The sequence below is a fragment of the Pseudomonas sp. genome (assembly GCF_035512415.1).
GTDB lineage: Bacteria > Pseudomonadota > Gammaproteobacteria > Pseudomonadales > Pseudomonadaceae > Aquipseudomonas.
On record NZ_DATKDZ010000004.1, the window covers coordinates 92,853 to 113,281 of the forward strand.

19 protein-coding genes and 1 pseudogene are annotated in these 20,429 nt (G+C 54.1%); 11 read left to right on the forward strand and 9 right to left on the reverse strand.

Translation table 11 applies throughout. The features are described from left to right. The first annotated feature begins 1,288 nt into the window (after positions 1 to 1,288). The 6 genes from VMP31_RS01220 to VMP31_RS01245 all read left to right on the forward strand — a co-directional run bounded on the left by VMP31_RS01220 (position 1,289) and on the right by VMP31_RS01245 (position 5,489). Positions 1,289 to 2,689, forward strand: coding sequence for a YfjI family protein (locus tag VMP31_RS01220; protein ID WP_325503251.1), 1,401 nt, complete (start codon positions 1,289 to 1,291; stop codon positions 2,687 to 2,689). Then, a complete protein-coding gene (locus tag VMP31_RS01225) occupies positions 2,673 to 3,032 on the forward strand; it encodes a hypothetical protein (RefSeq protein ID WP_325503253.1) in 360 nt (119 codons plus the stop codon). Before VMP31_RS01220 ends, VMP31_RS01225 begins: the two co-directional genes overlap by 17 nt. Beyond that, the gene (locus VMP31_RS01230) at positions 3,010 to 3,990 is read left to right on the forward strand and encodes an integrase domain-containing protein (protein ID WP_325503255.1); all 981 of its coding nucleotides are present in this window, start codon (positions 3,010 to 3,012) and stop codon (positions 3,988 to 3,990) included. Before VMP31_RS01225 ends, VMP31_RS01230 begins: the two co-directional genes overlap by 23 nt. Next, positions 3,987 to 4,262 (forward strand): hypothetical protein, encoded by a 276-nt coding sequence (locus VMP31_RS01235; protein ID WP_325503257.1) that lies wholly within the window; start codon positions 3,987 to 3,989, stop codon positions 4,260 to 4,262. Before VMP31_RS01230 ends, VMP31_RS01235 begins: the two co-directional genes overlap by 4 nt. A gap of 600 nt (positions 4,263 to 4,862) precedes the next feature. Next, a complete protein-coding gene (locus VMP31_RS01240; RefSeq protein WP_017136943.1) occupies positions 4,863 to 5,087 on the forward strand; it encodes a DUF2188 domain-containing protein in 225 nt (74 codons plus the stop codon). Between the two features lie 36 nt (positions 5,088 to 5,123). After that, the gene (locus VMP31_RS01245) at positions 5,124 to 5,489 is read left to right on the forward strand and encodes a hypothetical protein (protein ID WP_325503258.1); all 366 of its coding nucleotides are present in this window, start codon (positions 5,124 to 5,126) and stop codon (positions 5,487 to 5,489) included. A gap of 66 nt (positions 5,490 to 5,555) precedes the next feature. Here the strand turns inward: VMP31_RS01245 and VMP31_RS01250 are convergent, their stop codons facing one another. The 3 genes from VMP31_RS01250 to VMP31_RS01260 form a co-directional block, all read right to left on the reverse strand. After that, positions 5,556 to 6,599 carry a DUF4062 domain-containing protein gene (locus VMP31_RS01250; protein ID WP_325503260.1) on the reverse strand — a complete coding sequence of 348 codons (1,044 nt, stop codon included), beginning with the start codon at positions 6,597 to 6,599 and terminating at the stop codon, positions 5,556 to 5,558. A gap of 232 nt (positions 6,600 to 6,831) precedes the next feature. After that, positions 6,832 to 7,821 carry a Fic family protein gene (locus VMP31_RS01255; RefSeq protein WP_325503262.1) on the reverse strand — a complete coding sequence of 330 codons (990 nt, stop codon included), beginning with the start codon at positions 7,819 to 7,821 and terminating at the stop codon, positions 6,832 to 6,834. Beyond that, positions 7,818 to 8,150: a 5-methylcytosine restriction system specificity protein McrC gene (locus tag VMP31_RS01260; RefSeq protein ID WP_414705412.1), complete on the reverse strand. Its 333-nt coding sequence runs from the start codon at positions 8,148 to 8,150 to the stop codon at positions 7,818 to 7,820. Before VMP31_RS01260 ends, VMP31_RS01255 begins: the two co-directional genes overlap by 4 nt. A gap of 140 nt (positions 8,151 to 8,290) precedes the next feature. On the opposite strand from VMP31_RS01260, the pseudogene VMP31_RS01265 reads away from it, so the two are divergent. The 4 genes and pseudogenes from VMP31_RS01265 to VMP31_RS01280 all read left to right on the forward strand — a co-directional run. Then, positions 8,291 to 8,659, forward strand: a pseudogene (locus VMP31_RS01265) (integrase); the annotation flags it as partial. After that, a complete protein-coding gene (locus tag VMP31_RS01270) occupies positions 8,656 to 8,931 on the forward strand; it encodes a hypothetical protein (protein ID WP_325503264.1) in 276 nt (91 codons plus the stop codon). The pseudogene VMP31_RS01265 and the gene VMP31_RS01270, both read left to right, overlap by 4 nt. Before the next feature lie 598 nt (positions 8,932 to 9,529). Further along, positions 9,530 to 10,678 (forward strand): hypothetical protein, encoded by a 1,149-nt coding sequence (locus VMP31_RS01275; protein WP_325503266.1) that lies wholly within the window; start codon positions 9,530 to 9,532, stop codon positions 10,676 to 10,678. Further along, on the forward strand, positions 10,675 to 12,639 hold the full coding sequence (locus tag VMP31_RS01280; RefSeq protein WP_325503268.1) for a DEAD/DEAH box helicase: 1,965 nt from the start codon (positions 10,675 to 10,677) through the stop codon (positions 12,637 to 12,639). The genes VMP31_RS01275 and VMP31_RS01280 overlap by 4 nt, the downstream gene beginning before the upstream one ends. Before the next feature lie 47 nt (positions 12,640 to 12,686). Here VMP31_RS01280 and VMP31_RS01285 read toward each other — a convergent pair whose 3' ends face one another. Further along, positions 12,687 to 14,354 carry a DNA (cytosine-5-)-methyltransferase gene (locus VMP31_RS01285; RefSeq protein WP_325503270.1) on the reverse strand — a complete coding sequence of 556 codons (1,668 nt, stop codon included), beginning with the start codon at positions 14,352 to 14,354 and terminating at the stop codon, positions 12,687 to 12,689. A 992-nt stretch (positions 14,355 to 15,346) separates the two neighbouring features. On the opposite strand from VMP31_RS01285, the gene VMP31_RS01290 reads away from it, so the two are divergent. After that, complete coding sequence (locus tag VMP31_RS01290; RefSeq protein ID WP_325503272.1) at positions 15,347 to 15,784, forward strand: Arm DNA-binding domain-containing protein; 438 nt, start codon at positions 15,347 to 15,349, stop codon at positions 15,782 to 15,784. A gap of 157 nt (positions 15,785 to 15,941) precedes the next feature. Here VMP31_RS01290 and VMP31_RS01295 read toward each other — a convergent pair whose 3' ends face one another. The 5 genes from VMP31_RS01295 to VMP31_RS01315 form a co-directional block, all read right to left on the reverse strand. Continuing rightward, positions 15,942 to 16,229: a hypothetical protein gene (locus tag VMP31_RS01295; protein WP_325503274.1), complete on the reverse strand. Its 288-nt coding sequence runs from the start codon at positions 16,227 to 16,229 to the stop codon at positions 15,942 to 15,944. 270 nt (positions 16,230 to 16,499) lie between these two features. Continuing rightward, positions 16,500 to 17,942, reverse strand: coding sequence for an NADP-dependent succinate-semialdehyde dehydrogenase (gabD, locus tag VMP31_RS01300; protein WP_325503276.1), 1,443 nt, complete (start codon positions 17,940 to 17,942; stop codon positions 16,500 to 16,502). Between the two features lie 75 nt (positions 17,943 to 18,017). Then, complete coding sequence (locus tag VMP31_RS01305) at positions 18,018 to 19,661, reverse strand: acetolactate synthase large subunit (protein WP_325503278.1); 1,644 nt, start codon at positions 19,659 to 19,661, stop codon at positions 18,018 to 18,020. A 215-nt stretch (positions 19,662 to 19,876) separates the two neighbouring features. Then, positions 19,877 to 20,188 (reverse strand): antibiotic biosynthesis monooxygenase, encoded by a 312-nt coding sequence (locus VMP31_RS01310; RefSeq protein ID WP_325503280.1) that lies wholly within the window; start codon positions 20,186 to 20,188, stop codon positions 19,877 to 19,879. A 41-nt stretch (positions 20,189 to 20,229) separates the two neighbouring features. Continuing rightward, a partial coding sequence (locus VMP31_RS01315; protein WP_325503282.1) for a zinc-binding dehydrogenase occupies positions 20,230 to 20,429 on the reverse strand: 200 nt, incomplete at its 5' end.

The window sequence follows — 20,429 nt, forward strand, 5'->3', positions numbered from 1 at the left end:
GAATAGATATGAAACGCCTAGCCCGCACCAGTCAATTTTTGATGGCAAAGCGTCATCATACGTCAGTCGGAACCACTACTGAAGATGACTCGCGGATAGCGCCACCATCAATGCGACAAACTTCTTGCAGGTTACTGCAGGCAAGGCGCAAGCACATCACGAACAGCCCCTCAATAAGTACTGCAAGATGGTGGCGGTACGCCTGATTCACGCCTTTACCGATCACATGCTGGTTGACCTTCAAGAGCAAAATCGTCCAGGACTAGTCGGGTAGCCGCAGTTGACGCCCCAGATGCTGGAGCAGCTCTGTTGCGACACCGGCGACACTGGCGACAACCCCGCCATAGTTGGCGTGCAGCATGGCGACAGCAGTGGCGACTGTCGCCGTATCGCCTGAATGCTTGTGCTTTTCCGGCAAAGCCCCTGCCCGTGGGAAGGCTCCGCATTCCCACGGGCAGGGGCTCACCTTAAAAAGACGACGGACGGCAAATCGTCCATTTGACACCACTCATGACCAAGGGCTTCCAGCACCCGCTGATTGGCGCAAGCGACTGCGCGCAACGCGGTTGACCCAGCCATACGCGGGCGATAGAAAGAAGCCGCAAAGCGCTGTCGTTGACAGCAACCCAGGTAGCCAGAACCTTTGAGGCTACGCCACACGGTGGTGGTTCTGCCCAAGTGCGATTAGCGTTCGGAAGCTCGCACGGTCACTCTGCCCGAGTGATGAATGCCCACTTCACACCGTGCCCATTGCGGCAGTACACACCTGCTCAGCTGTTCTGCAGCCACCTATCCCATTGGCCGTTAAATTTGCGCCAACCCGCGCCCGTCTCTTTCTCCCAGAAAGAGACGGGCGCTCCTACCCTTGCTGCAACCCACGCAGTACGAAGCATTGCGGCAATTCCCCGCGTGACAATCGGCGTGACAAACGTCGAAGTCACCAGCAACAGCGCTGCCGATGATGGTGCCGCAGGCCACGGAATGGACTGCACCTGACTGACAGTCAGGCATGCCCCGGTCATCGCATCGCTGCCTTCACCCGACTCAGGATCTCGCGGCGCCGGTCTCGTCAGCCGGTGCAGCCTCCACCCGCCCACCGCTATCGGTGTTCAGGAGGCCAGATCATGAGATGCCCAAGCTCTCGGGATGCGATCCCCGGACGCAGAGAGCCGCCAGTCCCGCGTCAGTGGACAACCCTCACAGGCCGCAGGGGCCTTGATCCCTGATAACACTCAACAACCGTGGCGGGATGAGTGAGGGCGAAGTCGACAACTTCAGGAGAATGGCGATGCAACCGTGTGAAGCGTTCGAGCCACCACAACCCTTGCTCGAGTACCAGCAGGCGCCACTGCCCTATCCGGTCGAAGCGCTCGGGGATCTGTTGGGCCCCGCGGTCGAGCGACTGGCCGAGGTGATCGGCGTGCCCTGCGCCATGGCCGCGCAATCGGTGCTGGCCAGCGCGGCTCTGGTGAGCCAGGGTCATGCCAATGTCCAACTCGATGGTCGAACCTATCCACTGTCCCTCTACCTGCTGACGGTGGCGTCCTCGGGAGATCGCAAAAGCGCGGTGGATCAGCTGGCACTGAAGGCGGCGCGCGAGTGGGAGCGACAGCAGTGGACCCTGTACACGGAAAAGCTCAAAGCTTATCGCGCCGCTACCCGCATCATGAGCAAAGCCAAAACCTCAAAGAAACCCTCGGCGGCGGAAGGCGCTGAGCTATCCGAACCGGTGCCGCCAAGACTGATCATTGCCGAGCCCACCATCGAGGCCCTGGTCAAAAGCCTGTGCCATGGCCTGCCCAGCATGGGCTTGTTCAATGATGAAGGGGGTCAGTTCCTGGGTAGCAGCACCATGAGCAAAGAGAACCTGCTCAAGGCGATCACCACCTTGTCGACGCTGTGGGATGGCAGCCCAATCGACCGGGCCCGTTCCATGGCCGGCGAAAGCCTGCGCGCCTATGACCGCCGCCTCAGCCTGCACCTGATGCTGCAGCCCTACCTGGCCAACCAGCTGTTCAAAGACCCGGTGATCAATGGCCAAGGCATCCTTGGCCGTTGCCTGATCAGTTGGCCCGAGCGCCTGGCCGGCCAGCGACTCTACAAAGCGATAGACCTGACCCGAGATGCCAACGTCCAGCGCTACCAGCAGCGGATCACCGCCCTGCTGCAAAAGCCCTGGTCGCGTCACCAGGATGGCGCACTCAACCCCGCCACGCTGGAACAGACGCCCCGTGCCCGACGTGCCTGGATCGATATTCACGACACCATCGAGTGCCAGTCGGGCGAGTTCGGCGAGCTGGCCGGCGTCCAGCCTGTCGCGGGCAAGGCCGCAGCGAATGTGCTGCGCATCGCGGGTGTACTGGCCATGGTTGAAGAGACCCGTCAGTTGGACGAAGCAAACATTCAGCGCGCCTCCACACTGATGGATTACTACCTGGCCGAGATTCAGCGCCTGACCGAACAGCAGCCGGTCAACAGCCTACTCGAGGAAGCGGATCGGCTGCTGCGCTGGCTGCTGCAGAAAGGCTGGACCCACTTCACCGTCCGCGACGTCAATCGCAACGGTCCTCGTTTTGCCCGCAAGAGCAGCCGCCATACAGCCACTTTATTCGTCGAGCTGTACACGCATCGCTGGCTGAGCAGCCGCGATGGTAGAACCTTCGAGATCCGCCATGTTCCGCCTCAATGACGCGGTGCGCCGCTACCAGGCGCAACATCGATCGCAGCCGGAACCGCGGCCTGTCGCCGCCGCTGTCGCCACCCTGTCGCCTCGCGCCCGGCCAGAAACGGCGCGGGTTGTCGCCACTGTCACCGCCGTCGCCACACCGCCGTTGGAGCCTGCCCACATCGCCCTGCTGATCGCGCAATTGCGTGAGCAAGGCGCGCACCTGCAACACCAGGCGAACGCCCTGCTGATCCGCCCGACACACTGGCAGCAAGCGAGCAGGCTCAGCTCCCACTGGAAAGCCCTGCTGCTTTTTCTGCAAACACACGAAAACGGTGACGACCATGGCCTTGGTCGGTCGGCGTGATGGTCGCAACTTCGGCTACGGCCGCCAGCTGAGCTACGCCGGCCCACAAGCGCTCAAGGATCTGTTTGCCGGTGGCCACTTCGCTACGGTCAAAGCACATGGCGACCGCTGGCAGGCGTTCGTGCGCTGGTGTCGGTCAGAGCATGGCCCCGGTTACAACGATGCGCGCCAGATCGATCGGCAGACGCTGCAAGACTACGCCGCTTACCTGCGCCAGCAGATCCAGCAAGGTGAACTCTGCATCGCTACCGCGCAGAACCGCCTGAGCAGCGTCAACCGCACCCTCGCTGCGCTGCGCGGTGATCAGGACGTGAGGCTTGCCAGTCCGAGCCAGGCGTTAGGACTGCAGCGTTCGAGCGTGCGCACCCGCGCGCCGGATGGTCATGACCGCCAACAACTGCGGCAAGTGCTTGAGCGGCTCGGCGAACAGCAACACGAGCGGGTGGCCGCGATTGTCCGTCTGGCCCGAGCCACCGGCATGCGCCTGCGTGAAGCAATCCTGGCCGACCTGCCACGCTTGCAACGCGAAGCCGAACACTTGGGCCGCATCAACATCCAGGACGGCACCAAGGGGGGCCGTTCGGGGGCCTCGGCGCCACGCTGGATCGCAGCCAATGAAGAGGTGAAGGCGGCGCTGCAGTCGGCTCGCCATGCGGCGCCGACCGGCAGCCGCAACCTGCTGGCCCGAGACGAAAGCTACGCCCTGTTCCTGCAACAGACCGTGCTACCCGCCCGCGAAACGCTGCATGAACAGGGGCTGAAGGGTTTTCATGAACTGCGCGCGGCCTACGCCTGCGAGCGCTACCAACAGCTCACGGGCCACGCCGCACCCGTCAATGGCGGCCACTGCCATCGTATTGACCGCGACCTTGATCAACAGGCGCGGCAACAGATCAGCCTTGAGCTCGGGCATAACCGGATTGATGTGGTTGCGGCCTACATTGGAGGTCGGGCGTGACCAAGCCCTTTGATATGGCGCTGTTTCTGAGCGGCGTACTGACCGGCTCGAAGGTCACCCAGCAACGCCACCTCCGCCAAGCCCGAATCATGCAAGCGGCCATTCAACAGCGATGGCAACGCGACAATCCCTGGACTTGGCAGCGCAAGCATGTGCGCTGGTTTTTCACGCAGCACCTGAAAGACCATTCCGACGCCAGCCGGTATTACTACCGACTTACCGCTCTATTGATCTGGAAGCGATTGGGGCGTGACCGAGAAAGGCTGATCTAATTCTCGAATCGTGGATATTCGCTTGAGATAACCCTGCTCGAAAAACACCGTAGCAATCGCAAAAAACGCCCCATATTGGCTGGTCGCGACAGGCAACAATCGGCTGATTCTGATGAAAAAGTCGGTTTCTGAGAGAGCTGCTTTTCGGCAGCTCAAAAATCGCTCAATTTCAGCGTTGCCACGTAAAAACCAATACAGTTCCGTCTTCTGAACGAACCAGATTTCAACGTCGCGAACGCTCTTTCATGGGCAAAAATCGCGACGGGACTTTTTCAACAGAATCGGCCAAAAGCAGACTGTCCTGCAGCGGGGGTAGTCCAACAGCCTGTCGACCACCTTGGCGTACATTTCTGCATTCCCTAAGCCCAAAGACTAGCTAGCCTGATCATCCTTTTTTCATGGATACAGTAAAGGAGCAGCCGCGTCGCGAACCGGCGAGGCACTCCTGCTTCTGCGCGTAAGCTTGAGGAAGACAGGCCGATTCGCCGAGACAAAAACACAACATACATGCACTAATTATCGATCTAGTACTACATGTTGTATTTCTCCGTTTCGCTGCTACCTTCTACTAGGCAGGCAACCCACTAGTAGAGGTGTTCCATGGCAGGCAAAAATCAGCACGTAGTGAAACGTGATGAAGGCTGGGCGGTTCGGGGTGAGGGCAATACTAAAGACACCTCCCACCATCGGACTCAAAAGGAAGCTGCTGACGCGGCTCGTCAGATAGCTCAAAACCAAAAAAGCGAGGTGCTCATCCACGGCCGGGACAACCTGATCCGTGAACGTGACTCCTATGGCAACGACCCTCATCCTCCCAAGGGCTGATTACGACCTCACACCGCCTCCGGAAGGAGGCGCATCTTGGGTTTCAATGAGGTATTCGGTATGAAGATCGTAACGGTGGTTCACGTGCACCTGAATCGAATCGGCTCTACCCGTGGCGGGTTTGGAAGTCATAAGCGACTGACCACCTATGCAGAAGCATCGGATGCAGAAATCGAAACCCTTCGAGATCTAGTGATTTCGATTGCCGAACAAAATGGTGAGGCACCTGGGTCTCTGAACGACCTTCGCCATGAACGGCAAAGCGGCCACCCTCCCCAGGTTAAGGTCTTCAACATTCATGCGCCTAGCACTTCATTCAGCGAGCCCGATGCATATTGCGAAGCCTTCCCAGCGCTCAAGGCTGACAACCGGCTCTTCAAGCTAGAAGAACTGCCAAGCTGAGACACGAAGGGTTCGAAGGGTTCATTATTGCTTATCCCCTTCCGCCTGCTGGCCACGCTCGATTCTTTAGGAAAGCTTGCGGCCGATTCGGAACAAAGCGTCCTCCAGCCACTGGTTGAAAACGCCCTGTGACGCCGGAATCAGCAGTTTTCTTTCCTCTATGTTTTCCTCACTGCGGTGCGGCATGGTCATCGACGATGCAGGGGTGGTTGGCGGCTCTGCATAGACCTGGTGAGAAATTCCGTAGATCCCCAGCTGGAACCAGCCTCCTTTACCTCGGCTAATCAAACCAAAAGCTTCTTCCGCAAAGCGTTTTAGCCGGCTGGGCGAGATGTAATAGGAGGCAAAATATTCGCCGCCCTTTCCTGGGGCTGCCAGAGAAATAGAGAGCCAGCTCATCCCATTATCGTGATGCCTCCAAGAGACCTCCTCCGCATCTAGGCCGGTGATGTCTCCCTCGTTAAATGACTTGTAACCACCCTTGATAGAAACCAAGCCCGCCTGAGAAAACTTGAGGAAGAATTCATCATGCTGGGTGTGCATGCAACGCAACGTACCCGAGAGAATGGGCTGCGGCAGAAACACGAGCTCTAGGCGATCTTCACGAGGCCGGCTATTCCAATTTCGGCTGTTGCTACGATTCTGCAGGTGCTGAACGAACTCCTGTTCGGAAATGGCACTGCGACTGGCCGCAAGTTGGCTTAGCCCCTGGATGATTTTGTCTGAGAGATCGCGATCACCTGTGAAGGTGGAACGGAAAAGGCCGTCGACGTAATCGGAAACCTCCCAGTGAAAGCGCTTTTGATCATCCTCGACCGGAACCTCTTCCAGAAAAGCCAGGATGGGTTTATTGGCAGCTTTGGCGCGATGGAACTCCTGCTGAGTGACGGACTCACCTGTGTTGGTTTTGAAGCCGAACTCCGCGCCAAGAATCAGCACCACTACGTCGGCCTGGTCAACCTCAGTCATGCATGCGACTTCAGAGGAATAGGGTCTTGCACCAAAATCCTCACACATCACTGGGGTGTGCCCCAACAGTGAAACTGCTTTTTTGGCGGCCGCACGATAGTGCTCAAAATTCCGTACTACAGAGCTGATAAACACGTTCATAGCAGTCCCCATCACAAATAGGCCACATCCGTTTCGCCTCATCATACCGGCTGCTTTACTCGAAGTGACAGCAGCCGAAAAAAGCTAGCCGCGTTGCGAAGAAGCGAGCCTTTGAGCAAAACGGGAATAGCAAGATATCGGCTACCGACAAGGCTCGAAGCTTCAATAGTGGGAAGACAGCCATGAATCGCCCCTAGTTTCGTAGACGCCTTCAAGCCTCAAGGCAATGCCATCATCCCGAGACACGACGGTACTGCTGTACCGGACTTCTGGGCGACGCGGGGTCGGTCATTTCGATCAGGCCAGCCTGTAAAGCTGGCTTGAGGTAGTTCTTGGTAAATGTCGGGCGGTGCGACAAGCCCAAGCGCTGCATCAGCTCATTGGACTTAAGCGCAACCCCCAGTGGGAGTACCTGCAGTAAGCGCGCTACTTGATCGCTTACTTGATCGCTTACTTGATCGCTATGACTGGTTTCAACCAGCGCCTCGCGCAACGCTTCCAGCATAAACTCAACAAAAGGCGTCGCCTCGGCGGCCTGGTCCGCTGCAGCCAATGCCGCGTAGTAAGCCTCCTGCTGTGCACAAATCACTGTTTCTACCGGTAGGTAAGCCAACACCGGCCGCCACTGACTGAGAATCAAGGTCTGCCACAAACGCCCCATGCGGCCATTACCGTCGGCAAAGGGGTGGATAAACTCAAACTCGTAATGAAACACGCAACTGGCAATCAACGAGTGCCATTCAGTCCCGCCTAGCCAGCGCAGTAGATCCTGCATCAAAGCCGCAACCCGGCTGGCCGGCGGTGCCATGTGCAACAAGCGCCCCCCGCGATAGATTCCCACTCCGCCCTGGCGATAACGCCCGGCATCGTCGATTAGCCCCTGCATTAACAGTCCATGGGCAACCAGCAGATCGGCTTGGTTGTCCGGCTGCCAGCCAGGCATGGCGTCATAGGCAGCAAAGGCATTGCGCACTTCCTGAATTTCTCGCGGCAGCCCCAACACCCGCTTGCCGTCGAGCACCGCCGTTACCTGCTCCACGCTTAGGGTGTTGTTCTCAATGGCCAGCGACGCCTGGATAGTGCGGATGCGGTTGCCCCTTCGCAGTTGCGGTGTCAACGCCGCGTCCCGTTGCGCCGTGAGCAGCCCCACCCGCTCACTGATCTCGGCGACCAGTGCCAGCATGTGTGGGGTTACGGTTAACGGCGGCTGATACTGACTCATGCACTCATTTCCAGCGGGGTTTGGGAATAGCCTGCCTGCCGCAGAGGAATACCGGCGGATTCCGCGCCCTGCAAGCGGTCTTTATCCAGATCAAAGGGCAACACCCACAGGTTCATGCCGTTCCCATAATCGAAAACGGGCAATGCTTCCTCCAGCCCAGACCAACACGGATAGATCAGCACCAGCTTCGGCACGTCTGTGCCGTTGCGGTACTTATGACCATAGGCAAACAACTGATAGAAATCGCCCTGACTGAGGTCGTAGGCTTCTTCGATAAAGGAGCAGCCCGAGATGCTCAGAACAAGCGGTGATGCAGCAATGGTTCGCAATTGGAACTCCACTTCCTGTCAGTTCTAGGTCAGGCCAGCAAAATAAGGGCGTGCCGGTCGAGGGTTACTCGAGGCTATTCGTTTCTACGACAGAGAAGCAAGCAACCGATACCCTTCGCACGCGAGCCTGCTTGAGGGGCTCGGCGCCGCGCTGGATCGCGGCCAATGAAGCGGTGAAGACGGCGCTGCAGTCGGCTCGTCAGGCGGCGCCGACCGGAAGCCGCAACCTCCTGGCCCGAGAACAAAGCTACGCCGCGTTCCTGCAACGGACCGTGCGACCCGCCCGCAAAACGCTGCACGAACAGGGGCTGAAGGGTTTTCATGAACTGCGCGCGGCCTACGCCTGCGAGCGTTACCAACAGCTCACGGGCCACGCCGCCCCCGTCAATGGCGGCCACGGCTATCGCCTTGACCGCGACCTTGATCGACAGGCGCGGCAACAAATCAGCCTTGAGCTCGGGCATAACCGGATCGATGTGGTTGCGGCCTATATTGGAGGTCGAGCGTGACCAAGCCCTTTGATATAGCACTGTTCCTGAGCGGCATACTGACCGGCTCGAAGGTCACGCAGCAACGCCACCTCCGCCAAGCCCGAATCATGCAAGCGGCCATTCAACAGCGATGGCGACGCGACAATCCCTGGACCTGGCAGCTCAAGCATGTGCGCTGGTTTTTCAATCAGCACCTGAAAGACCATTCCGACGCCACCCGGTATTACTATCGCCTCACCACCCTATTGATCTGGAAACGGTTAGGGAATGACAGAGAAAGGCTGATCTAACGCTCGAATCGTGCGCACAGATTCTGATCCCTAGAAACGAAAAAACCGGCTTATTAGGCCGGTTTCTTCACCCGAGGCTAAGGCTGAACTTAATCGGCCCGCTATGGATTGAGTCGTGAGCGGAGTCTTACTCAAATCCGAGCATGATTCAAGATGAGCCGGAATGAGGCAAATTGGATCCTGACAAAGGGCTTAGCCAAACTGCAAGCTATCGCTAGCTGCTTCTCTCCCTAGGTCTCCCTAGGCCCGCTCCCTTGGTGGCATTGATCGAGTGGCATACATAGTGGATGCCATGCTTAGCTTCGCTTAGGATTAGGTATGCCTTCTCCAGGAGGAGGTAGTGGGGAGTAGGTTGCTAGGCCTCGTAGTTGCTCTGAGCAATTATCAAGGCGCCTGCAAACAAGCACGATAGGAGACGGCTGTGGTTTTTAGTTCAAATGAAAGGAAGAACAAACTTAGTGAGTTAATGAAGGATCCAGCGAAGGCGCAGGGCTCACAAAAGTTATATTACAAGAACGTAACACAGTCGTTTCAAGTATACAGAATCGATTTAGACCATCTTATATATAATAGACATAACGGACGCATTGAGGCAGAAATGCTTACATGGGAGCAGGAGCACTCAATTACCCCGGACCATTATGATGACAAGCTTCACAACTTGATAGGTGAGTTCTTGTGGACCTCCAGCAGGTCTAGAAATAAGCAGACACTATTAGACCTGGAAGAAAAGCAGCAGCAGCGCCCAGGCATTGTAAGTTTAGATGGTGTGATTATTGACGGTAACCGCCGAGCAATGTTGCTCCGACGGCTTGCATCACAGAAAAACCTTGGAAAGCAGTACTTTGATGCAATCATATTACCTGACGCATACGATGAAAATCAGAGGGAAATTGTACGTCTCGAAACACAGTACCAGTTAGGGGAAGACTCTAAGGTTGAGTATGGACCATTGCAGAAATATCTGCATGCTAGAAGACTTCACAATGATTTGGGAATATCGACGGAAGAGATAGATAAATTGATGGGGCAGCAATCGGGTAATGCGGCCAAGCTTCTAGAAATAATGGATTTGATGGATGACTATCTTGAACACATTGGATGTCATCGACTGTACACGATGCTAAAAGATTCCGACGGAACGAAAGAAGGAATGTTCGTTGATCTCTATTATGATCTGAAAAGGTTGAAGAATGGTGGTGCTAAGGTTCCATGGGCATTCGATGCTGAAGTGGACTGCTTGGCATTGAAGATGATTCAATTTGATTTTATTCGCCTTGGCGAATTTTCTGATGCGAAAAAAGTTTATAGAGAAATCTCCCATCAGAGCAAAGGAAACAATTTTTTCTCCCATCAAGAAATATGGTCTGCATTCAGTGAGGCTCATGAGCGTGATATAGATCCGATAACCGCTGAAACGCCCGCGCTTGAAGAATTCGTGATCCAGAATCCAGATTATGAGGGTAAAATTGAGGCAGCTAGGGCGCGTGAAAATACCTGGAAAGCAAAAGCCCAAGGGCCAATGAAAGGGAATTTCAAGAAGAACAGCCACTCTCTTGAAATCAAAGCCACTGAGCTTCAGCCCAAAGAATATTTAGAGCGCGCGAAGGCGCTCTTGGAAAAAATTGATATAGACGGAATAGCTTTAGTTGCTGATCTATCGAACGGTCAGCTGGTAATGGATATAAATCGGCTGTCGTATCAGATGAAGAAGAAATTTGAAAAAACAGAGAGGACTATAAATTGATCACGCTGGGATATGATCCAGTAGAGTCTATTCTACTTGTCTACGGCGCAGATGCCGGGCTTCTACGGCGGCCATTGGTACAAGGCTACCTTAAAGAGCATGGCGGTAGTATCTCTTCTGATTCGATCATATCTATACCCTCCACTCCGGATAACCTATCTTCCCGCTATCAGAGCCTCTCAAAAATTTTACTTCGCTTTGGTTATGAGCTAGAGGCGACTGGTCATGCGTCAGAGGCGTTAGAAAAAGTTGCGGATGAAGAGCAAGATTTTTTAGACTTTTCAAATAGAGCAGCAGATATTTGGGATAGACAAATAGATACCGATGAGTTTAAAGAATTTATCTCAGTGGTAGAGGCGGCCTGTCCCGGCAGGACGTTCTATCGAAAGCAGCTTCTGTCTGCATATCATCTCGCTTTTTCGCAGAATGTCTGTAATTTTTCTGTACCAGGAGCAGGAAAAACCTCAGTCCTTTATGCTGCATATGGATACCTTAGGGGCCTTCCTCAAGATCATCGAAAGTCGATTAATCGGTTATTGATTGTTGGCCCTTTATCATCCTTTAAAGCATGGGAAGACGAGTATGAGCAGATATTTAACCAGCGCGCCCTAATAAAAAGGGTCTCGGGTAGTATGCCTTCTGCTGAACGAGGAGATTTCCTACGCGGAATAACATATGGCTCAATGGATGTAGAGATTGTGCTGACCTCGTACCAGACCCTAGCATCTTCCGAAGTAGATTTTCATGCGTTCTTAAATAAAGATAGTTGTCGAGCGATGATGGTACTGGACGAGGCTCACTATATAAAAAATGGAGAAGGTACTTGGGCGGCTGCCGCATTGAGATTGGCCGACCTGGCATATTCACGTGTTGTTCTTACAGGCACCCCTGCGCCGAATGGCTATGAAGATTTATATAATCTAATAAAGTTCATTTACCCGAAAAGAAATATTATAGGTTTCCCTTTGGCCTCGCTAAGAGCAATGTCTTCCGGGACTATGGACAGAGCAATTCCGGAGCTAAAGTCGAAGATTAGGCCTTTTTACACTCGGATAAAGAAAATTGATCTAGATCTTCCGTCTGCAATAGAACAGAAAATTTTCGTTAAAATGGAGCCTGAACAAGAGGAAATTTATAGAAGAATAGAAAGGAAAATACTCCCCTTACTTAAGAGGGACTTTGGAAATTCGGAATCGATTGTTCGTGTAAAAGCGAGATTGATGCGTTTAAGACAGGCGAGTGTCAATCCAGAGTTGCTGCTAAAGCCCTTGGAGGATGAGAGGCTTCTGGAAGTAGACTCAAGAGAGTTTTCTCTTGACGAGCTTAAGCTTGCAGCTCTTATTAAGAGTTTTGAGTCCTCAAAAAAGTTGGCACGTATAAAATATTGTAGAAAACTTATAGAAAAAATTCTGACGGAGCAGGGAAAGGTTCTAGTTTGGTCTTATTTCTTAGGAAATTTGGAGATGCTAAGACTCCAGCTATCTGATCTCGCACCATTTGTAGAGGTTCTTACGGGAGGCACGCCAGTTTCGACTGGTGAAAGTGAAGAATATCTTCTTGGCACTCGTGAAGAAATAATTGATAGATTTCATCGAGTACACTCTCGCGCTATATTAATTGCTAACCCTCAAGCGGTTGGGGAGTCTATATCTCTACATAAAGCTTGCCGCTCAGCTATATATTTTGACCGGGATTTTAACGCCGGACGTTATATACAGTCTAAAGATCGAATCCATCGATATAACCCGTCCGGAGGCGACGAAGTCACCTACTATCACATTCTATCGCCCAATACAATAGATGAGAATATAGATATCCGTTTGACTCTTAAGGAGCAGCGACTCATGGATTTGGTCGACTCCGACGAGATCCCCTTGTTCGCTGAACCAGCAACTGACGCTATTGACGACATTACGGCGATAATTGAGTCATATGAGAAAAGGCGCGCAAATAACACCTGACATTTTGAGTAACTAAGCCCTATGTATTATTTGAAATAGGGCCGTGTCTACATATGCGTGGATATTATTGGTTGTAATCCAATTGTTTTCGCTCTGTTCTCAATTTCGTTGTTTGCGGTGGCGCAAACTAAAACCCCCGCAAGTATCAAGTGTGCATTCTTACTGAGCTTCGTTAGGCCTGGTAAAGAAGCGGCATCATCTTTATATTGCGCTCGTATAAGCTCGGACACTAGATCGGAGGGGGCGGGCTCTCGCTCTTCGAGTCTACTGATCATTGAGGCGCCCGCCTTGCTTAAGGTGTCAAGCAGGCTAAATGGATGTGTTCCGCTTGGTCCGGAATGATTCCAGACCCGTTGTAGATTGCAGAAGTCTACGGATTTCAGTTGGTCCGTTAAGCTTGAGATTTCTTCTAATATGGCAGCATTGGTAATAGGTGATAACCGACTAAGTAAGAAAGAGAGGGCGTCATTATTTAGCTCAAGCGAATGAATAGATTTCGAAGTTCCAAAGAAAAATGCGGTTCTCCACCGAGGCTCCTCACCAATAAAGGAGTTTCCGAGCTCGAATCTGACGCCGCTTTTCAGGCGGAGACTAGGAATTGCAAGCCTAAATGTTCTGTTCTTTGGGTAGCGAATGCCCGGCTTTTCAGGTTTAGCACTTTGCGAAAGTGGGTGCGGTGAAGTGAGACGCTTTGAAAAACTTGTAAGGCTAGGAACCTCACTCGCTTTTCTATTCAACATGGCTTGCGCTATGTAGTAGGAAAATGCGGGTGGAACAGCATTTCCTACCATCTTTATTTTTTGCCCATAGGTTTCACCGTAAAACTGAAAATTCACAGGGAACCCTTGAAGCGCTGCGCGCTCTCTTATAGTCAGTCTACGGAGATTATTAGGGGACAGCGGGGGTTCAATAACAATACTTTCTCTTGAAACACGTGTACAGGTTGCAGTGATTGTTCGGACGCTTCTGTTTAAAGGATCCGGGAATGCCATGGAGTTATATACTGGGTGACAAATTTTTCCTGCTCTGTTTATCCGGACTTCTTCAGCGCTAAGAACGTCCTCTACAACATGATCCCGCAATTCATTTTTATTGATCTGTATTCCATAAATTGGGTCTAATATGTTTTCTTCAGACAGTGCGACTATCACTTCCCCTAGAGTTCTTTTAGGGAGATAAGCTCCGTAACTTTCGAGCAATTTAAAATCTATGTTGCCGGCTATACAACGCTTTCTTCTTTGAGGAAGACCAAAGTCTTCCATATTGATTACCTTGGTGGCAATATTGAGATGCTTAAACCTCTCCAATTTGCCACCTTCTTTAAGCTCATGCTCGATAACCTTAGCTACTCTCGGGACATTCTCCATGGCCCATAGCTTTGGTTTTATATGATCAACAATACTTAGAAATTTTATAATATCTTGTAGGCCATCGGCTAAATCACCATTACCACCGCGATTAGAGTATGAGAACTGAGTGCAGGGGGGGCTGCCTACTATGATATCAACGTTGGGTGGTAATTCACTTAGATCGAGACGTCGAATATCTACCGTCTGAGCTTGATGTTGATTGTTCTTAAAATTTGTCTCGTTCGCCAGCCCCCATCTTTCGTAGGAGGCAATTACATCAATTCCCGCCAAACGTAGACCAAGCGACCACCCACCAACACCTGAGTACAGGTCAATGGCTCGAAAATTTTTCAGTGCATTGGGCATGCTTAACTCCTTCATGTGCCCAGGTTTCGCTGGGGGGGGGATTGAATCCTATCGCGAGTCTTGGGACAAGATCTAGCTTCTTGAGAGAAACCTTGAGGATGGTGTCCCGAATCGGGACACCGATAAGCGCAAGCCGAACCGCAATTAGCTGTTCTTGGTCGAGATGGATCGCGAAACTTGTTGTTCAGCGCAGGAAAGGTTCGCCTGTAATACGCCTGTAAGGCACAGAGCCCCCACCTAGTCTCTGATTGGTATTGAAAAGTCAGCTTTCAAAAAATGTATTTAGCCGCTTAGCTAGATTTTTTCGTCATCACTCAGCAAGTGCTACCCCACTCGTTAGCAAATTACTTACCGACCCTTCTTCCGAGCCTTGGCTGTGGAGGCCTGGAGCCAAGAGTGATGCCCTACCGTGAGGTTACCGCTAGTCACCTACCATGCCTTTCTTGCGCGCGCATTCTTACCTGAGTGGCCATCATTGCACAATCAGCAGAGCAAATCGTTATAGGCCCGTTGTTGTAGGCCCGTTCGCAATCTCAGCCTCCTGTGGTGCACGATTGAATTCTTGGCAGAGGCACCGTATCCGCTTTCGACAGCTTGTTGAGGCGGACGTACATCAGCCGGCCTCCTTGTCAAAGCACGCGACCGTATTTGTATTCCAACCGGTATTCCAAAAAAAGATTAAAAACAATATAAATATTTATAAATCAACAGCTTATCAAGCTAATTCAAATTACCCCGGCCCACCAAATACCCTTCCAAGGAAGGACCAGGAAAGCCGTAAAGCCTAGAGAAATCAAAGCTTACGGCTTTTTTATTGCCCAGATCTTTCCACCTACTCCCAGGGCATCCCACGGTTGGATGGGGCACATATGGGGGCATAAAACGCTCATCAGCTCGCTCGGAGAGGATGTGCCCCAACGCCGTTGAAAGACACCGACTGCCGCAACGCCAAGCCCCAGGACAAGCCGTAGCGCCTGTATGACGAACAGGGTTTGTACCTGGAAGTGCAGCCCAATGGAGGCCGTTACTGGCGCTTGAAGTACCGTTTTCTGGGAAAAGAAAAGCGCCTGGCGCTTGGCGTTTATCCAGAGGTCGGCCTGCAGGAGGCCCGGCGCAAGCGTGGTGATGTTCGTGTCCAGCTCGCAGGTGGCCATGACCCATCGCTGCAAAGACGCATGGCCAAGGTGGTCAGCCAGCTCGATCACCAGCACACCTTTGAGTCGGTTGCCACTCAGTGGCTGAGTATTCGCGAGTCCTCCTGGGCCCCTGAGTACACACGCACGGTGCGGCAGTGCCTTGAACTCAACGCTTACCCCTGGCTGGGAAAACTACCCATCAGCATCAGCATCAGCACTCCCATGCTGGTCGAAAATCTGCGGCGCATTATCAAGCGTGGCGCTCGCGAGACGGCGCGTCGTGTTGCCCTCTGATCTATAAGCAAATTTTCGAACTCGTCGAAGCTGCCGGCATCACCCCACCCAACCAGATTGGGAATCTCTCACGCACGCTCCCAGCCAAGCGGGTGAAACACTTTGCTGCCGTGACCGATCCTGAAAAACTCGGAGCACTGCTCAAAGCACTGGATAGCTACAGCGGAACGATGCCTGTTTGTTGTGCGTTAAAACTGGCCCCCGTTTCAGTTGCCACTGCCTCGCGCAACGGCTCCAGCTCGGTCACCCGCTCGGAGAGTGAGCGGCTGCAGGCAATCATCTGTTTCGGCTCCGGCCCTTCGTTCAGGCCATCGCATGGCTCGCCGCGCAGCTCACGGATAGATTTCTCCATCACCACGCTGAACAGTTTGCGCATGCTCCTAACGTCCTGCTGGGCCAGGCCCCAGGCGGTGGTGATGTTCATACCCGACAGGTGCTTTTGCATCTGCCGGCTAACGCCCCACACCTCGCCCACTGGCACCGCCTTCAATAACGCCTGTTGCTGCTCTAACCGTGTGGCGGCCACCACGCCGCTTTAGCTGTGCTTCTTCGCCGCCCAGTTGGCCAGCTTAGTCAGGGTTTTGGTGGTGGACACCCTTACCCCAACCGGCATGCCGGTGAGCCGCTCCACCTCAGTCTTGATTAACTGCCCATAGGCCGCCAACGACCGGTGCGCACCGGTAAGGTCCAAGAAGCTCTTATCGATGTAAGCGCCTCATACGCTCAGACACACATATTTGATCTCCAGGTAATCTTCGATACCGTACTTGGAGCCTTCACGACCCAAGCCCGAGGCCTTGATGCCGCCGAACGGCGCGACTTCGTTGGAGATCAGCCCGGTGTTGACGCCGACCATGCCGTATTCCAGGGCTTCAGCCACGCGGAACACACGAGCCAGGTCGCGAGCATAGAAGTACGAGGCCAGGCCGAATTCGGTGTCGTTGGACATCGCGATCACGTCGGCTTCGTCTTTGAAGCGGAACAGCGGTGCCAGTGGGCCGAAAGTCTCTTCCTTCGCCACGGCAGCGTTGTTTGGCACGTTGATCAGGATGGTTGGCTCAAAGAAGTTGCCTTCGATGGACTTGCCGCCGGAAAGCACGGTGGCACCTTTGGAAACCGCGTCAGCGATATGTTCTTTAACCTTGGCCACGGCTTTTTCGTCGATCAGCGGGCCAGTGGTGATGCCGTCTTCCAGACCGTTACCGATTTTGAGTTTGGCCACCGCCACTTTCAGTTTCTCGGCAAACGCGTCGTAGACCGAATCCTGAATGTACAGGCGGTTGGCGCAGACGCAGGTCTGACCGTTGTTGCGGTATTTCGAAATGATCGCGCCTTCAACGGCCTTATCCAGGTCCGCATCGTCGAACACGATAAACGGTGCATTGCCGCCTAGTTCCAGGGACACTTTCTTAATGTCCTTGGCGCACTCAGCCATCAGCTGGCTACCGACTTCGGTCGAGCCAGTGAAAGACAATTTACGCACAATCGGGTTGCTGGTCAGCTCGCTGCCAATGTCACCTGCGCTGCCGGAGACCACGCTGAACACGCCAGCAGGAATGCCCGCACGCTGGGCCAGTTCAGCCAGAGCAAAAGCCGAGAATGGCGTTTGCGAGGCCGGTTTGAGCACCATGGTGCAACCGGCGGCCAACGCCGGTCCGGCTTTACGGGTGATCATCGCGGCCGGGAAGTTCCACGGGGTGATTGCTGCGGTCACACCGATCGGCTGCTTGATCACGATCAGGCGCTTGTCTGGCTGGTGGCCCGGAATCACGTCACCGTAGATGCGCTTGGCTTCTTCGGCGAACCATTCGATAAAGGAAGCGGCGTGGACGATTTCGCCCTTGGCTTCGGCCAATGGTTTGCCTTGTTCCAGGGTCATCAGGCGAGCGAGGTCGTCCTGGTTTTCGATGATCAGTTCGAACCAGCGGCGCAGCTTGTTTGCACGTTCTTTGGCGGTCAGTGCGCGCCAGGCCGGCAGTGCGTTGTCAGCAGCTTCGATGGCACGGCGGGTTTCGGCAGCGCCCATTTTCGGCACGGTGCCCAGAATTCCCCCCGTTGCCGGGTTGTTGACCTTGATCGTCTGACCATTGTCCGCATCAACCCACGTGCCATTGATGAAGGCTTGCTGGCGGAACAGCTGAGTGTCTTTGAGTTGCATGATGAACTCCGATTTCAGGACAGAAAGACTGGCGGCAGCGCAATGCCGCCATTAAGACAAACGTGTCTCGAGAGATCAGACCAGAGCGCTTCTTCTCTTGAGCTCAGTGTTGAGAATGAAGTCATTTTCCGAGTAGTCGACCGGGCAATCGATCACGTGCACGCCCGGCTCGCTGATGCAACGCTGCAACAGTGGCAGGAAGCCGTCAGCGCTTTCCACGCGATGGCCCTTGGCACCGTAGCTTTGCGCATACATGACGAAATCCGGGTTGCCATAGTCCAGGCCAAAATCGGTGAAGCCCATGTTCGCCTGCTTCCAGCGGATCATGCCGTAGCCGTTGTCGCGCAGGATGATGACCGTCAGATTCATCTTCAGACGTACCGCCGTCTCCAATTCTTGGCTGTTCATCATGAAGCCACCGTCACCACACACCGCGACCACCGGCCGATCCGGGCAGACCAGGTGCGCAGCCATCGCCGACGGCAGGCCCGCGCCCATAGTCGCCAGAGCGTTGTCCAATAACACCGTGTTGGGTTTGTGGGCTTTGTAATTGCGCGCGAACCAAATTTTGTAGATGCCATTGTCCAGCGCAACGACGCCTTCGGACGGCAAGGCACGACGCACGTCAGCGACGAAGCGCTGCGGGTAGATCGGGAAGCGGTTGTCGTCAGCTCCCTCGATGACGTGTTCTTCATTGGCTTCGCGGATCGCCATCAGCCGGCTGAAGTCCCAATGTTCCGGAATACTCAGCGCTTCGCCGATCTGCCATACGGCGTTGGCGATGTCACCGACCACTTCGATTTGCGGGAAGTACACAGGGTCAACTTCGGCCGAGCGGAAGTTGATGTGGATCACTTCGGTACCGCCACGAACCATAAAAAACGGCGGCTTTTCGATGACATCGTGGCCTATGTTGACGATCAGATCGGCGGCCTCGACAGCGCGATGAACGAAGTCACCAGCGGACAGCGCGGCATTGCCGAGAAAGCGCGGATGACGCTCATCCACCACACCCTTACCCATTTGCGTGGTAACAAACGGGATACCGGTATTGTCGATCAGCTGCTTGAGAACCTTGGCAGTCATCTTGCGATTGGCACCGGCACCAATCACCAGGATTGGACTGCGTGCGGCCTGAAGTTTCTGCACGGCGGCGTCGATGGCCTTGTGCTCTGCCAAGGGACGACGGTGCAGACTTGGCGGGACCGGCATACTTTCAGTCTGTTCGGCAGCGATATCTTCAGGTAACTCCAGATGCACAGCGCCGGGCTTTTCTTCTTCAGCCAGGCGAAAGGCTTCACGCACCCGTGATGGAATGTTGTCGGCGGACGCCAACTGATGGGTGTACTTGGTCAGCGGCTGCATCATGCCGACCACATCGAGAATCTGGAATCGGCCCTGTTTGGACTTCTTGATCGGTTTCTGGCCAGTGATCATCAGCATCGGCATGCCGCCCAGATACGCGTACGCACCCGCGGTTACCAGATTAGTTGCACCCGGACCCAAGGTAGCCAGGCTTACGCCGGTCTTGCCGGTCAGCCGGCCATAGGTGGCCGCCATGAAACCCGCGGACTGCTCATGGCGAGTCAATATCAGCTTGATACTGGAGCGGCGTAGCGACTCCAGCAGATCCAGGTTTTCTTCACCGGGAATACCGAAAACATACTCGACACCTTCGTTCTCCAGGCATTGCACAACGACATCCGCAGCCTTGGCCATTTCACCACCTCAATATGAGTGAGCGCTTGCGCGCAAGTTAAAACGTTTCATCAGCAGCAAACGATTCCACACCGATGGTGCCAAGGTCGCATCAGCCTGACCCTGTTCTGGACAGTGGGGCGGTTGGCATGGCTGGCGGTCATTTTTACCAGGTGGTGCCGGGCCAGTGAGCTCAAACGTCACTTGACCCAATGAGTCCTCGTAATGTGAAAGTCTTAGAAAGCAGCATTCCCCATGGAAAATGCCGCTCCCTCAATGTGATAGACCGTCGGCTCTTCCGAGAAGTACTCCTCTAAACCTGCCATGAACTCCTGGTGGTCATCACTCGCTTCGAAGCCCTTATGGTCCTCGAGCGAGCGCCAGCGCACGATGAGGTTGAGTACCTGGGGCGTTTCGATGCCTTTGGCGAGCATGTGGCCGCCGTAACCCGTTGCGCGCTTGAGCAACGGTTCGACGTCGGCAAATGCACGTTTGAAATTCTCAATGCGTTCTTTGTGAACCGGGAGCAGAGCGATTTCGTAAATCATGGCGTCCTCCAAAAATGACGTAGAAAGTTAAAAGTACGCACTTACGGGATGAGCGAAGGCTCGACTGCAATCGCGATTTTTCCCCGAAGACCGTTGTTTGGGCTCTCCAGCCGCGCATGGGCGAGCCCAAGGTCGGCCAGCGAATAGACCGCGCCAACGTGCGGGCGCAGCTGACCGCGCTCTACCAATGTGCTCAACTCATCCAGCTTGCCGCGATTTTGTCGGGTGAACACGAAGTGAT